Annotated in this window: 13 protein-coding genes; 10 read left to right on the top strand and 3 right to left on the bottom strand. The window is 70.7% G+C overall.

What is annotated here, in order from left to right:
- Nucleotides 1-65: 65 nt before the first annotated feature.
- Nucleotides 66-2,012 (top strand): lytic transglycosylase domain-containing protein, encoded by a 1,947-nt coding sequence (locus H6900_06255; protein MCC0072877.1) that lies wholly within the window; start codon nucleotides 66-68, stop codon nucleotides 2,010-2,012.
- 4 nt (nucleotides 2,013-2,016) lie between these two features.
- The gene (locus H6900_06250; protein ID MCC0072876.1) at nucleotides 2,017-2,397 is read left to right on the top strand and encodes a GFA family protein; all 381 of its coding nucleotides are present in this window, start codon (nucleotides 2,017-2,019) and stop codon (nucleotides 2,395-2,397) included.
- Between the two features lie 104 nt (nucleotides 2,398-2,501).
- On the opposite strand, the gene rnd is transcribed toward H6900_06250, so the two are convergent.
- From rnd to H6900_06235, 3 genes are all read right to left on the bottom strand, one after another.
- A complete protein-coding gene (gene rnd, locus H6900_06245; protein ID MCC0072875.1) occupies nucleotides 2,502-3,659 on the bottom strand; it encodes a ribonuclease D in 1,158 nt (385 codons plus the stop codon).
- Between the two features lie 79 nt (nucleotides 3,660-3,738).
- Nucleotides 3,739-4,206, bottom strand: coding sequence for a hypothetical protein (locus H6900_06240; GenBank protein MCC0072874.1), 468 nt, complete (start codon nucleotides 4,204-4,206; stop codon nucleotides 3,739-3,741).
- Complete coding sequence (locus H6900_06235) at nucleotides 4,203-6,320, bottom strand: MMPL family transporter (GenBank protein MCC0072873.1); 2,118 nt, start codon at nucleotides 6,318-6,320, stop codon at nucleotides 4,203-4,205. The genes H6900_06240 and H6900_06235 overlap by 4 nt, the downstream gene beginning before the upstream one ends.
- Nucleotides 6,321-6,432: 112 nt before the next feature.
- Here H6900_06235 and H6900_06230 point away from each other — a divergent pair, with 112 nt between their 5' ends.
- The 8 genes from H6900_06230 (at nucleotide 6,433) to H6900_06195 (ending at nucleotide 13,253) form a co-directional block, all read left to right on the top strand.
- Complete coding sequence (locus H6900_06230; GenBank protein ID MCC0072872.1) at nucleotides 6,433-7,299, top strand: 2-oxo acid dehydrogenase subunit E2; 867 nt, start codon at nucleotides 6,433-6,435, stop codon at nucleotides 7,297-7,299.
- Complete coding sequence (locus H6900_06225) at nucleotides 7,296-7,649, top strand: LysR family transcriptional regulator (protein MCC0072871.1); 354 nt, start codon at nucleotides 7,296-7,298, stop codon at nucleotides 7,647-7,649. The genes H6900_06230 and H6900_06225 overlap by 4 nt, the downstream gene beginning before the upstream one ends.
- 61 nt (nucleotides 7,650-7,710) lie before the next feature.
- Nucleotides 7,711-8,457 (top strand): molybdate ABC transporter substrate-binding protein, encoded by a 747-nt coding sequence (modA, locus tag H6900_06220; GenBank protein ID MCC0072870.1) that lies wholly within the window; start codon nucleotides 7,711-7,713, stop codon nucleotides 8,455-8,457.
- Complete coding sequence (modB, locus tag H6900_06215; protein MCC0072869.1) at nucleotides 8,457-9,152, top strand: molybdate ABC transporter permease subunit; 696 nt, start codon at nucleotides 8,457-8,459, stop codon at nucleotides 9,150-9,152. The genes modA and modB overlap by 1 nt, the downstream gene beginning before the upstream one ends.
- Complete coding sequence (gene modC / locus H6900_06210) at nucleotides 9,149-10,231, top strand: molybdenum ABC transporter ATP-binding protein (protein MCC0072868.1); 1,083 nt, start codon at nucleotides 9,149-9,151, stop codon at nucleotides 10,229-10,231. Before modB ends, modC begins: the two co-directional genes overlap by 4 nt.
- A 39-nt stretch (nucleotides 10,232-10,270) precedes the next feature.
- A complete protein-coding gene (locus H6900_06205) occupies nucleotides 10,271-11,149 on the top strand; it encodes a LysR family transcriptional regulator (GenBank protein MCC0072867.1) in 879 nt (292 codons plus the stop codon).
- Nucleotides 11,150-11,247: 98 nt separating this feature from the next.
- Nucleotides 11,248-11,727, top strand: coding sequence for a formate dehydrogenase subunit gamma (locus H6900_06200; protein ID MCC0072866.1), 480 nt, complete (start codon nucleotides 11,248-11,250; stop codon nucleotides 11,725-11,727).
- The gene (locus H6900_06195; protein ID MCC0072865.1) at nucleotides 11,727-13,253 is read left to right on the top strand and encodes an NADH-quinone oxidoreductase subunit NuoF; all 1,527 of its coding nucleotides are present in this window, start codon (nucleotides 11,727-11,729) and stop codon (nucleotides 13,251-13,253) included. The genes H6900_06200 and H6900_06195 overlap by 1 nt, the downstream gene beginning before the upstream one ends.
- Nucleotides 13,254-13,261 lie beyond the last annotated feature (8 nt).

Here is a 13,261-nt window from a genome sequence, read left to right as displayed (position 1 = left end):
CCTTTGTGTGTTGCACCGCGCCACCGGGCCGGTAGACTCGGCACCATGTGTTTGCGCGTCCGTCCATGACCCCCCGCCCCGCGGCCCTGATCCTGATGCTATTGAGCGGCCCGGCCCTGGCCTGGGACGGCCCGCCCCCGCCCCGCGCGGGCGGGGCCATCGGGGCATTGGTCAACGCCGTCCGTGCCGGGGACGCGGCGACCTTTACCGCGCTGCGCGAAGCCGCCGGGCCGATCGGCGTGCGCATCGCCACCTGGCGCATCCTGCGCGAGGGGATCGCGGGCGACCTGTCCACCTACGCGTTCTTCGACAGCCACCACGCCGGCTGGCCGGGCATGGACCTGCTGCGCCGCCGGGCCGAATCGCGCATGGCGGGGGAACCGGCACAGGCGGTGCTGGACTGGTTCGCGACCCGCCCGGTGCAGACGCAAGAGGGCGCCCTGGCGCTGCTGGCCGCGCAGGAGGCGACGGGCCAGGACCCCACGGACACGCTGCGCGCGCTCTGGCTCGATCAGGACCTCGGCGCCGCGATCGAGGACGACCTGCTGGCCCGGCACGGCGATTTGCTGCGGCCCCTGAACGACCGGCGGCTGGACGCCCTGCTGTGGCGCGGCGCGCGCGATGCGGTCGCACGCATGATCCCGCGCGTCGGCGCCGGGCCGGCCGCGCTGGCGCGGGCCCGGCTGGCCTTGCAGGCGCAGGCCGACGGGGTGGATGCGCTGGTCGCCGCGGTGCCGGCCGCGCAGGCCGGCGACCCGGGGCTGGCCTATGACCGGTTCCGCTGGCGCCTCAACCGCGGCATGACGGACGAGGCGGCGCAACTGATGCACGACACGCCGCCCGATCGCCTGGGTCAGCCCGACCGCTGGGCCGGGCAGCGCGCGCGCCTGGCGCGGCGGGCGATGGCCGCGGGGCAGGCCCAGTTCGCCTATGACCTGGCGGCGAACCACGGACTCGACGACAACGGCACCGATATGGCCGATCTCGAATGGTTGGCGGGCTATGTCGCGCTCCGGTTCCTGAATCGCCCCGCCGACGCGCTGGCGCATTTCGCCCGCCTGCGCGAGCGTTCGACCAGCCCCATCACCCTGAGCCGCGCGGGCTATTGGGAAGGGCGCGCGCACGACGCCCTCGACCAGCCGCAAGAGGCGCGGGCGGCCTATGCTTTCGGCGCGCGCTTCCAGACGGCGTTCTACGGCCAGTTGGCGGCCGAACGTCTGGGCATGGACCTGGACCCCGCGCTGATCTCCGACCCGTCCTATCCCGACTGGCACAGCCTGCCCTTCGCACAATCCGATCTGCTGGAGGCGGCGCTGCTGCTGCACGCCGCCGGCGACTGGTACGAGGCGCGCCGCTTCACCTTGCAACTGGCCGAACAGCTCGACACCGAGGACGAGTTCGGCGCGCTTGCGCAGCTGTGGCTGGACCGGGGCGAGCCGCATCTGGCCCTCAAGATCGCCAAGGAGGCGATCACCCGCGGCTTCGTGCTGCCACACGCCTATTTCCCGGTGACCGATCTGGCGACCCAGCCGCTGGCCGTGCCCGCCGACCTGGCGCTGGCCATCGCCCGGCGCGAAAGCGAGTTCGACTTTCGCGTCACCAGCCACGCCGATGCGCGCGGCCTGATGCAGGTGCTGCCGGCGACCGGGGCGCATACCGCGCGCCGCCTGGGCATCGCCTTCGACGAGGCGCGCCTGACCACCGACCCCGCCTATAACGCCACGCTGGGCGCGGGGTATCTCCAGGAACTTTCCGACCTCTTTGGTGGCACGCTGTCGCTGGTCTCGGCCGGCTACAACGCAGGCCCCGGGCGCCCCCGCCGCTGGGCGGCCGAGAACGGCGACCCGCGCGAAACCGCCACCGATCCCGTCGATTGGGTCGAGATGATCCCCTTCACCGAAACCCGCAACTATGTCATGCGGGTGACCGAGGCGGTGGTGATCTACCGCGCGCGGCTGGCCGGCCATACCGGGCCGATCCGGCTGACCGACATTCTCAGGGGACGGGACTGATACGATGTTGCTTCGGGGTCATTGCCTGTGCGGGGCCTGCACATTCGAACTGGACGGTCCGCCGCGCTTCGTGTGCCATTGCCATTGCGAAAGCTGCCGGCGCGCGACCGCCGCGCCCTTCACCACCTGGATCGGCCAGCCGGACGGGCACTGGCGCTTTACCGGCACCCCGCCCACCTGCCGCGAAAGCAGCCCGGGAACGCGGCGCGGCTCCTGCCCGGTCTGCGGCTCGCCGATGTTCTACGAATCCGACCGCTACCCGGGCGAACGGCATTTCTACGCCGCCCTGCTCGACAACCCGGGCGCCGTCACGCCCACGCTGCATTTCCACGCCGCCGAACACCTGCCCTGGATCGCCCTGAATGACGGCCTGCCGCAGCACTGAGGCCCGCCTTCTTTGTGCGTCAAATATCCTCGGGGGTTTCCAAAGGGGGCAGAAGGCCCCCTTTGGGCGGGGGGTTCGGGGGGCGGCAGCCCCCCGACGCCTGCTCACAGCTCGATCAGACGGATCTGCTGACCCTTCGCCGCCAGAGCCAGTTCACCGTCGCACAGCCGCATCGCGTCGGTGCCGAACAGCGCGCCGCGCCAGCCCTTCAGACAGGGCAGGTCGCGCTTGCCCGCGGCGATCGCGTCCAGCTCCGAGGTCGGCGCGATCAACCGTTGCGCCACTCCCGATTCATCCGCCTTGGCCTTCAGCAGCACGCGCAGCAGATCGGCCAGCGCCGGGTTCACCTGCAACGGCGCCTCGTCCTTTTCGGGTTTCGGCCAGTCCTCGGGTTTCATCGCCTGCGCGACCTGCACCGCCTCGAGGATCCCGTCCGCAATCTCGCCGCGCCGGGCTTCGCGCAACAGCAGCCGCGAGCGGCCCAGCGCCTCCAGGCTGTCGGGCTTGGTCGAGGCCAGTTCCAGCAGCGCATCGTCCTTGTACACGCGCGAGCGCGGCACGTTGCGGGTCTGGGCATAATCCTCGCGGAAGCGGGCCAGTTCGCGCACGATGGCCATGAACTTGCCCGACTGGCCGCGCGTGCGGATCTTCTGCCAGGCTTCGTCCGGGCGGGTGATGTAGGTTTCGGGCGAAGTCAGCGTGCCGATTTCCTCGGCCACCCAATCGGCCCGACCGCTCTTGTCGATGTCGCGCCGCAGGTGCTCGTAGATCTGCCGCAGATGCGTCACGTCGTCCAGCGCGTAGCGCAACTGCGCCTCGGTCAGCGGGCGCTGCGACCAGTCGGTAAAGCGCGAGGCCTTGTCCAGCGGCGCCTTGCAGATCTTCTTGACCAGCGTCTCGTAGCCGACCTGTTCGCCAAAGCCGCAGACCATCGCCGCGATCTGGGTGTCGAACAACGGGTTCGGGATCACCCCGCCATCGACGAAGAATATCTCCAGATCCTGCCGCGCCGCGTGGAACACCTTGACCACCGCCGGATTGCGCATCAGCGCCAGCAGCGGCTCCATCGACAGCCCCTCGGCCAGCGGGTCGATGACATAGGCCCGCTCGGGGCCCTTGCCCGGCAGCGCCATTTGCACCAGGCAGAGTTTGGCGTAATAGGTGCGCTCGCGCAGGAATTCGGTGTCGAGGGTGACGTAGGGTTCGTTCGCCGCCTCGTCGCACAGGGCGGCCAGGGCCTCGGTCGTGGTGATGATCTTCATGGGGCCTCGCAGGTCGCGGGGTCGTCCCGCTGTCATGGGTCAGCCCTATAAGCGCCGCTTGCCGGAATGGAAAGCCCGCTCACTCCTGCGGTGTCAGCACCGCTTCGCCCCGGGCCGGGCCGCGGCTGTCGGTGCCGGCAAGGACGAATCGCAAGGTGCCGCCGTCCCGGCGCAACTCGAACAGCGCGCCCTCGCCGCCCTCGAACCGCAGCAGCCCCTCCGCGGCGCGCCCCTGCATCACCGCCGGCAGTTCGCTGTCGCCCTCGGCGCGGTTTTCCGCCCTGAGCGCGCCGTCGGCGCCTTCGAACAGCATGTAGGTAAAGCTCTGCGCGGCCTGGGCAGTGGCACACCGGCCCGAGAAGAAGCTCTGCCCCGGTTCGATGGGCCTGAGGCGGATCTGGCAGCGGAACCGTTGCGCGGGCTCGTCGCCCAGCCGAAGGTCGCCCTCGCCGCGCCAACGGCCCTGCATCGTGTCCAGGGTCAGCGCCCCGGCGGGCGCCGCCAGCAGCAGGCAGAGGGCAAGACGCGGAACAAGACGCAGCATCATTTCAGGCTCCATCGGATCAGGCCGGGCAGAAGGAACAGGTCGGCGGCCAGCGCCAGCGCCACCGCCAGCGCGATCAGCCCGCCATAGACCGCCAGCCCAGGCAGGGTGGAAAACAGCGTCACGACCAGCCCCGCCAGCAAGATCGCGGTGGTCGCGGCCATGGGCGGCGCGGCCTCGGTCAGGGCGCGGTCCACCCGCGCCGCCGTGTCGCCCCGCGCCAGGGCCAGCCGGTTGAGAAAGTGCAACGTGTCATCGACGGCGATGCCAAAGGCGACGGTCAGCGCGATCATGTTCATGATCGTCAGTTCGCGGCCCTGCACGACCAGCCAGGCCTCGACGCCCAGGATGGGGATCAGGTTCACCACCAGCGCCACCAGCGCCAGGCGCCACGAGCGATGCACCGCCGCCACCAGAAGCGTGATCGCCAGGATGGTGGAATAGAGGCCCCAGCGCAGGTTCTCGACCAGCTTGGGGCCCTCGGTGATCAGCGCCTGTCCGGGACCGATGACCTGCACCTGCCCGCCAAGGCCGGCCGCGTCGAACGCCGCCATCACGGTACTGAGCGCGTGGTCCGCCGGCACGTCGCGGGCCGAGATCGGCAGTTGCAGCGGCAAGGCGTGGGCGCTGCCGTCCGTCGCCGCCATCCGCGCCAGCATCGCCTGACCCGCCGGGCTGCGGGCCCAGTCCGAACCCTCGGGTCCCCAGATCGCTGCGGCGGCGCGGGTCACCCGGTCCAGGGGCGCGGCCGGGTCGGTTTCGACAATGGCGAGCATCCGGTCCGAGCCCAGCCCGGCGGCATCCATCTGCGCCAGCGCGCGCGTCACCGGCGCGCCGCGCGGCAAGTAGTCGGCATAGCGGAAGCCCAGGCGCGACTGGCTTTGCAGCGCCAGCGCCCCCAGCAGCACCAGCACCGCGATCAGCGGCACCGCGCGGGTCCAGCGCGCGACGCGCCGCGCGGGCGGCACGACACCGGCGAACAGGCGCGGCGGGCGCCCGCCGGCGCGGGGGACGCCCAGCGCCCACATCAGGACCGGCATCATCCACAGCACCGACAGCAGGCACAGCCCCATGCCGACGCCCCCGGCCCAGGCCATGGTGTTCATCGACGGCGAATCCGGCCAGGCGAGCGAGGCGAAGGCGATCACCGTGGTGAGCGAGGTCAGCGCCGCCGCCGGCGCGGTCTCGGCCAGGGCGCGCGACAGGGCCGCGCGGCGGTCGGCCGCCGCGTCGAGCGCCTGGATCGCCGCGTGATAGACGTGGATCGCGTCGGAAAAGGCCAGCACGATCAGCACCACCGGCAGCGAGCCCATCAGCGGGTCGATCGGCGTGCCCGTCGCGCCCAGCCAGCCAAAGAACCACACCAGCCCGGCAATCGGCGGCAGGGCGATCACCGCCACCGCCCGGGCGGACCGGAACAGCACCACCGACAGGATCAGGCACAGGCCGATGGCGGCGGGGGTCAGAACCTCGATATCGCGGATCAGTTCCACCGAAATGGCGCGCTGCACCGCAAGCAGGCCCACATGGGTGACGTGCAACCCCTCGAACCCGTCGGCGGCGGTCTGCACCCGGTCGGCCAGCGCGTCGCCGGCCTGGCCGGGTTCCGGCACCACGGCGATCATGGCGGCGGTCATGTCGGCACTGATCAACTGTCGGGCCAGCGGGTTCAGCCGGCGCATGGTCTCAAGCCGTTCGGCCGGCGGCAGATCGGCCAGTTCGGGGCCCGTCAGCCAGGACCCTTCGCGCCCCGGCGCCGGCAACGAGGCCAGGCTGATGACGTTCTCGACCCCATCGACGAACTGCAATTCCAGCACCAGATCCTCAAGCGCGCCCAGCGCCTGGTCGGTGGCAAAGCTGGGCGCCTGCACCAGCAGCACCTCTTCGGCGCGCAGGGGGGCGAAGCGGGTCTCATAGCGGCGGATCGCCTGCGCGCCCTCGGTGCCTTCGCCGATCAGCCCCGACAGGTTGACGGCAACCTGCACCCGCGTCGCCTGCCAGCCGGCCAGCAGCGTGACCAGCACCAGCAGCAGCGCAGGCCACAGCGGGCGGGACAGCAAGCGATTGAAAAACCGCATCAACATCGCCCGGCTGTTCCTGTCTTCCTGTGCACGCATGGGCGGGACCTTAGCACGCGGGCGGGCGGCGTAAATGCCGTTTCGCCCGCAGAACGCTTGCCCGGCGTCGGCACCGGTGCTAGCCCGGAACGAAGACGCAACGAGGGGTCCCATGTTCCTGAAAGACCGGCCAGACGGCACCCGTGTCAAGGACCTGCCTCGCCTGCGGCGCATCATGCCCTTCATCATGCCCCGGCGCGCCGAGGCGGTCGTCTATTTCGAGCAGCGCCTGGATCTGGAGGCAGCGCAGGATTACCTGGCGCGCTGGAACGCCGATCCGGCGCGGCCACGCCTGACGCTGTTCCACATCCTTCTGGCCGCGGTCGCGCGCACCCTGCACGAGCGTCCGCGCATGAACCGCTTCATCGCCGGGCGCCGGGTCTGGCAGCGCAACGCGGTCGAAATCGCGGTGTCGGTCATCAAGGCCAAGGACGACGACGCCAGGCTGAGCGTGGTGAAAAAGGACTTTCCCGCCGGGCTGGGCCTGACCGCCACCCGCGCCCGGATCGAGGACAACACCGCCACCGGCCGCAGCCCCGTCCCCACCGCCTCGGAGAAGGAGGTGGATCTGGTCACCCGCCTGCCGCGCGCGGTGCTGTCCTTTCTGGTCGGCCTGCAACGCTGGGCGGACCACTGGAACCTGTTGCCCGCCAGCCTGATCCGGCAAGACCCGCTTTATGCCTCGCTTCTGGTCACCAACCTGGGGTCCATCGGCATCGACGCGGCCTGGCATCACTTGTACGAACACGGCACGCTGTCGCTGTTCATGGCCGTGGGCAAGGCCGCGCCCATGCCCTTTGTGACCGCCGAGGGCACGCTGGCGGTTCGGCCCGGGGTGATCTTGCGCTACGCCTTTGACGAACGGATCGCCGACGGGTTCTATGCCGCGCGCAGTCTCGATCTGCTGCAAACGCTGGCCGAACAACCCTGGCGGCTGGAAACGCCCGAGGACGCGGGTCCCGGGGCGCCCGCCCCATGACGCTGCGCCTGCGGCTGCGGCTGGATCTCGGCGGTGTGCGGTTCGGCCCCGGCAAGGCGGAATTGCTGGAGCGCATCCGCGAGGGGGGCTCGATTTCGGCGGCGGGGCGCGACATGGGCATGAGCTACAAACGCGCCTGGATGCTGGTCGAGGAGATGAACACCGCCTTTCGCACCCCGCTGGTGGACAGCACGCGCGGCGGCGCGCACGGCGGCGGCGCGCGCCTGACCGAGGCCGGCGCGGCGGTGCTGGCGCATTACCGTCGGGTGGTCGCGCAGGCCGAGCGCGCAGGCGCGCAAGACATCGACGCGATCGCCGCAATGCTGAGCGATATTCCCGATGAGAAATAACGGTTGCCTCGCCGTCGCCGCCCTGCGATATGTTTGCAAGAACATATCCAGAGGGTCCGCCATGCTCCGCACCTTTGTCCTGATCCTCGGGCTTTTGCCCGCCGCCGCCGAGGCCCGCGACATCACGGTCTTTGCCGCCGCCAGCCTGAACGACGCGCTGACCCGCGCCGCTGCGGCCTATGAGGGCGCGACCGGCGCGCACACGGTGCTGTCCTTCGCCGGGTCCTCGGCGCTGGCACGCCAGATCGAGGCCGGCGCGCCCGCCGATCTGTTCGTCTCGGCGAACGAGGCCTGGATGGACAGCCTGCAATCCCAGGGGCAGATCGACCCGGACAGCCGCGTCGATCTGCTGGGCAATACGCTGGTGCTGATCGCCCATGGCGCCGCCGATCCGGTGCCGCTGGACGCTGACCTCGACCTGGCCGCGATGCTGAACGGCGGGCATCTGGCGATGGCGCTGGTCGATGCGGTGCCCGCCGGAATCTACGGCAAGGCGGCGCTGCAATCGCTGGGCCTTTGGGACCGCGTGGCGCCGATGGTCGCGCAAACCGACAACGTCCGCGCCGCGCTGGCGCTGGTGGCGACCGGCGAGGCCCCCCTGGGCATCACCTATGCCACCGACGCCGTGGCCGAACCCCGGGTCAGCGTCGTCGGCACCTTTCCGGCCGGCACGCATCCCGCGATCGCCTATCCCGCCGCCGTCCTCAGCGATGCCGCCGACCCCGAGGCCGCGCGCGCCTTCCTGACCTGGCTGCAATCGCCCGAGGCCCGCGCGATCTTTGCCGCGCAGGGGTTCCGCATCCCCTGATGGCAAACTGGCTTGGACCCGAGGAATGGCGCGCCGTGGCCCTGTCGCTCAGGGTCTCGGTCTGGGCGACGCTGATCGCGCTGCCGTTGGGCATCCTGTGCGCGCACGCGCTGGCGCGCTGGTCGTTCCCCGGCAAGGCGCTGCTGAACGGGCTGGTGCACCTGCCCCTGGTCTTGCCGCCCGTCGTCACCGGCTACCTGTTGCTGCTGACCTTTGGCACACGCGGGCCGGTCGGTGGCTGGCTGGCCGAAATCGGCATCGTTCTGGCCTTTCGCTGGACCGGGGCGGCGCTGGCGGCGGGGGTGATGGGCTTTCCGCTGATGGTGCGCGCCATCCGCCTGTCGATCGAGGCCGTGGACCCGCGCCTGGAACAGGCCGCCGCCACGCTGGGCGCCTCGCGCGGGTGGGTGTTCCTGACGGTCACCCTGCCCCTGATCCTGCCCGGCGTGCTGGCCGGCGCGGTGTTGGCCTTCGCCAAGGCGATGGGCGAATTCGGCGCGACGATCACCTTTGTGTCCAACATCCCGGGCCAGACGCAGACGCTGCCCTCGGCCATCTACGCCTTCCTTCAAGTGCCGGGCGGCGAGGCGGCGGCGCTGCGGCTGGTCGCGGTGTCCCTGGGCATCGCCATGGGGGCGCTGGCGCTGTCGGAATGGCTGGCGCGGCGGGTCGCGAAACGGGTGGGCGGCGCATGACGCTGTCGGTCCGCCTGCACCACCGGCAGGGTGCCTTTGCCCTGGACGCCGCGTTCGAGGCGCCGCCCGGCCTGACGGTTCTGTTCGGGCGCTCAGGGTCGGGCAAAACGACGCTGGTGAACGCGCTGGCCGGGCTGATCCGGCCCGATGCCGGGCGCATCGCGGTCGGGGACCGCGTGCTGTTCGACAGCGACCGCGGGCTTTGCCTGCCGCCGCACCGCCGCCGGCTGGGCTATGTGTTCCAGGAGGGGCGGCTGTTTCCCCACCTGAGCGTGCGCCAGAATTTGCTCTATGGCCGCTGGTTCGCCCCCCGCGGCGCCCGCGCCGAGGACCTGTCGCGCGTGGTTGCGATGCTGGGCATCGAGGGCTTGCTGGACCGCCGTCCGGCCGCGCTGTCGGGCGGCGAAAAGCAGCGCGTCGCGATCGGCCGGGCGCTTCTGGCCGCGCCCGGGCTGATCCTGGCCGACGAGCCCCTCGCCGCCCTGGACGAGGCGCGCAAGGCGGAAATCCTGCCCTATTTCGAGCGTCTGCGCGACGCAACCCGGGTGCCGATCCTCTATGTAAGCCATTCCGCCGCCGAGGTCGCGCGCCTGGCAACGACCGTGGTCGTGCTGGACGGCGGGCGGGTGGTGCGGCAGGGCCCCGCCGCCGAGGTTCTGGGCGATCCCGGGGTGACGCCCCTGGGCGCGCGCGCCGCCGGCGCCGTGCTGGAGGCGCGCGTGCGCCGCCACCATGACGACGGGTTGAGCGAACTGGACGCCGGCGGCCTGCCGCTGTTCCTGCCGCGGGTGCCGCAGGCGCCCGGGACCGCGCTGCGCCTGCGCATCGCCGCGCATGACGTGCTTTTGTCGCGCGAGCGCCCGCAGGGACTGTCCGCGCTGAACATCCTGCCCGCCGTGGTGCACGAGGTCCGCCCGGGGGGCGGGCCCGGGGCGATCGTGTCGCTCGATACCGCGGCGGGGCGGGTGCTGGCCCGGGTCACGCAACGCTCGGCGCTGGCGCTGGGCCTGGCGCCAGGCGTCGCCTGCCACGCGGTCATCAAGACGGTCGCCGTCGCGCCCGAGGATATCGGCCGCTGACCCCTTCCGCCGGGTCACGAGACGCGGCACTGTGGCACCATGATCGACAAGCTGGAAATGCTCATCGCCCTGGCCCGCGAGCGCCACTTTGGCCGCGCGGCCACGGCGTGCAACGTGACCCAGCCGACCCTCAGCTCGGCGATCAAGTCGCTGGAAGAGCACCTTGGCGTGCAACTGGTCCAGCGCGGCGCCCGGTTCATCGGCCTGACGCCCGAGGGCGAGCGCGTGCTGGCCCGCGCCAAGGCCATCGTCGCCGAGGCGCGCGCGCTGAAATCCGATGTCGCGGTCGCGCGCAGGGGGTTGTCGGGCACGCTCAGGCTGGGGGTGATCCCGACGGCGCTGGCGGCGGTGCACGACCTGACGCGGCCCTTTCTGGATGACCACCCGGGCGTTCGGCTCAGGATCGACTCGCTCAACAGCCACGAGATCCTGGAACGTCTGGCCGATTTCGAGATCGACGCCGGGCTCAGCTATGCCACCGCCGACAATCCGCGCGACCGGCTGCCGGGCTTCAAGTCGCTGCTGCTTTATGAGGAGCATTACGCGCTGGTGACGCCCGCCGACCCCGACCTGCCCGAGACGCTGACCTGGGCGGATCTGGGCGGGTTCGAACTGGGCCTGCTGACCCCCGACATGCAGAACCGGCGGATCATCGACCGCAATCTTGCCAAGGTGGGAATCGTCGCCTCGCCGCGAATCGAAAGCAGTTCGATCGTCGCGCTGGTCAGCCATGTGACCGAGAAACACACCGCCACGATCCTGCCCGCCCGCACCGCCGCCTTCTTTGCCGAGGGGCGCGGGCTGGCCTGCATCCCCCTGACGGGCGGCGTCGCGGGCATCGCGAATGTCGCTTTCATTCTGCCGCCGGTCGGTCGCCGCACCTTGTTGCTGGATGCGTTCGTGGAATGTCTGGCCTGAGCCGTTTCGATAGATGCAATCTATCAAACAACGGAAATCATAATTTGATTGTCAATCGACTTGGCGTTACCCCGGCGCCAACCGATCGGAGAAGCCAGATGTCAGCCACCCCGTCCCTCGGCACCGCCCAGGAGCAGACCCTGCACGAAATCCTCGAAGCCCATCGCGGGATGGAAGGCGCCTTGCTGCCGATCCTCCATGCCGTGCAGGCGGCTTTTGGCCATGTCCCCGAGGCCGCGCTGCCGGTGATCGCCCAAGATCAGGCGATCAGCCGCGCCGAGGCCCATGGCGTCATGTCCTTCTATCACGATTTCCGCAGCGAACCGGCCGGGCGCACGGTGCTGAAACTGTGCCGCGCCGAGGCCTGCCAATCGGTCGGCGCCGACGCGCTGGCCGATCACGCGCGCGGCAAGCTGGGCATCGACTGGCACGAGACCACGGCCAACGGCGCCGTGACGCTGGAACCCGTGTTCTGCCTGGGGCTGTGCGCCTGCGGTCCGGCGGCGATGGTCAACGGCAAGCTGGTGGGCCGCGCGGACGCGGCGAAACTGGACGCGATTCTGGACGAGGTGCGGTGATGAAACTCTATGTTCCCATGGATTCCGCCGCTGTCGCGCTGGGCGCCGACGATGTCGCCGCTGCCATCCGCGCCGAAGCCGACAAGCGCGGCGTTGCGCTGACGCTGGTGCGCAACGGCTCGCGCGGGATGGTCTGGCTGGAACCGCTGGTCGAGATCGAGACCGACGCCGGCCGCCTGGCCTTTGGCCCGATGGACCCGGCCGATGTGCCCGCGCTGTTCGACGACGCGGCCGCCCACCCCAAGGCGCTGGGCCTGACCGACAAGCTGCCCTGGATGGCGCGCCAGACCCGGCTGACCTTTGCCCGCGTGGGCCTGACCGATCCCTTGTCGCTGGACGACTACCAGGCGCACGGCGGGTTGAACGGGCTGAAACGCGCCCTGACGATGACCCCCGCTCAGGTGGTGCAGGACGTGACCGCCTCGGGCCTGCGCGGACGCGGGGGCGCCGGCTTTCCGACGGGGATCAAGTGGAAGACCGTGCTCGATGCCCGGGCGGCGCAGAAATACATCGTCTGCAACGCCGACGAGGGCGACAGCGCGACCTTTGCCGACCGGATGCTGATGGAAGGCGATCCGCTGACCCTGATCGAGGGGATGGTGATCGCCGGCATCGCCGTCGGCGCGACGCGGGGCTATGTCTACACGCGGTCGGAATATCCCGTGGCGATCGACCAGATGCGCCAGGCGATCGCGGTGGCGCGGGCCGCCGGGGTGCTGGGCGCGCGCGTCCTGGGGTCGGACCACGCGTTTGACATGGAGGTCCGCGTCGGCGCTGGCGCCTATGTCTGCGGCGAGGAAACCAGCCTGTTGAACTCGCTCGAAGGCAAGCGCGGCGTGGTCCGCGCGAAACCGCCGCTGCCCGCGCTCGAGGGGTTCCTGGGGCAGCCGACGGTCGTGAACAACGTGATCTCGCTGGCCTCGGTGCCGGTGATCCTGGACAAGGGCGCGGCGTTCTATCAGGACTTTGGCCTGGGCCGGTCGCGCGGCACGATGGCGCTGCAACTGGCGGGCAACGTCCGGCGCGGCGGCCTGTTCGAGGCCGCCTTTGGCCTGACGCTGGGCGAGATCGTGAACGACATCGGCGGCGGCACGGCGACGGGCCGGCCGGTCAAGGCGGTGCAGGTCGGCGGCCCCCTGGGCGCCTGGTTTCCGCCCGCGCTGTTCGATACGCCCTTCACCTACGAGGATTTCGCGGCCAAGGACGGGCTGATCGGCCACGCCGGGCTGACGGTGGCCGACGACAGCCTGGATATGCTGGCCATGGCCCGCTTCGCCATGGAATTCTGCGCCATCGAAAGCTGCGGCAAGTGCACGCCGTGCCGCATCGGGGCGGTCCGCGGCGTGGAAACGCTGGACCGCGTGGCGGCTGGCGATGCCTCGGCGCTGCCCTTGCTGACCGACCTGTGCACCACCATGAAGGCCGGCTCGCTCTGCGCGCTGGGGGGGTTCACCCCCTATCCGGTGATGTCCGCCGTCACCCATTTCCCCGACGATTTCGCCCGTGCGCGCGAGGCGGCGGAATGACCGCCTCC

Source organism: Rhodobacter sp. (genome assembly GCA_020637515.1).
GTDB lineage: Bacteria > Pseudomonadota > Alphaproteobacteria > Rhodobacterales > Rhodobacteraceae > Pararhodobacter.
Note: the sequence above shows the minus strand (reverse complement) of the source record. Positions and strands in the feature narration are given on the sequence as shown.

Bases quoted from the DNA above. Each gene is read 5' to 3' on its own strand.
- H6900_06240 (MCC0072874.1), bottom strand. From the start codon at position 4,206: ATGATGCTGCGTCTTGTTCCGCGTCTTGCCCTCTGCCTGCTGCTGGCG.
- H6900_06195 (MCC0072865.1), top strand. From the start codon at position 11,727: ATGAAACTCTATGTTCCCATGGATTCCGCCGCTGTCGCGCTGGGCGCC.
- H6900_06235 (MCC0072873.1), bottom strand. From the start codon at position 6,320: ATGCGTGCACAGGAAGACAGGAACAGCCGGGCGATGTTGATGCGGTTT.
- H6900_06255 (MCC0072877.1), top strand. From the start codon at position 66: ATGACCCCCCGCCCCGCGGCCCTGATCCTGATGCTATTGAGCGGCCCG.
- modC (MCC0072868.1), top strand. From the start codon at position 9,149: ATGACGCTGTCGGTCCGCCTGCACCACCGGCAGGGTGCCTTTGCCCTG.
- modB (MCC0072869.1), top strand. From the start codon at position 8,457: ATGGCAAACTGGCTTGGACCCGAGGAATGGCGCGCCGTGGCCCTGTCG.
- rnd (MCC0072875.1), bottom strand. From the start codon at position 3,659: ATGAAGATCATCACCACGACCGAGGCCCTGGCCGCCCTGTGCGACGAG.
- H6900_06230 (MCC0072872.1), top strand. From the start codon at position 6,433: ATGTTCCTGAAAGACCGGCCAGACGGCACCCGTGTCAAGGACCTGCCT.
- H6900_06250 (MCC0072876.1), top strand. From the start codon at position 2,017: ATGTTGCTTCGGGGTCATTGCCTGTGCGGGGCCTGCACATTCGAACTG.
- modA (MCC0072870.1), top strand. From the start codon at position 7,711: ATGCTCCGCACCTTTGTCCTGATCCTCGGGCTTTTGCCCGCCGCCGCC.
- H6900_06205 (MCC0072867.1), top strand. From the start codon at position 10,271: ATGATCGACAAGCTGGAAATGCTCATCGCCCTGGCCCGCGAGCGCCAC.
- H6900_06200 (MCC0072866.1), top strand. From the start codon at position 11,248: ATGTCAGCCACCCCGTCCCTCGGCACCGCCCAGGAGCAGACCCTGCAC.
- H6900_06225 (MCC0072871.1), top strand. From the start codon at position 7,296: ATGACGCTGCGCCTGCGGCTGCGGCTGGATCTCGGCGGTGTGCGGTTC.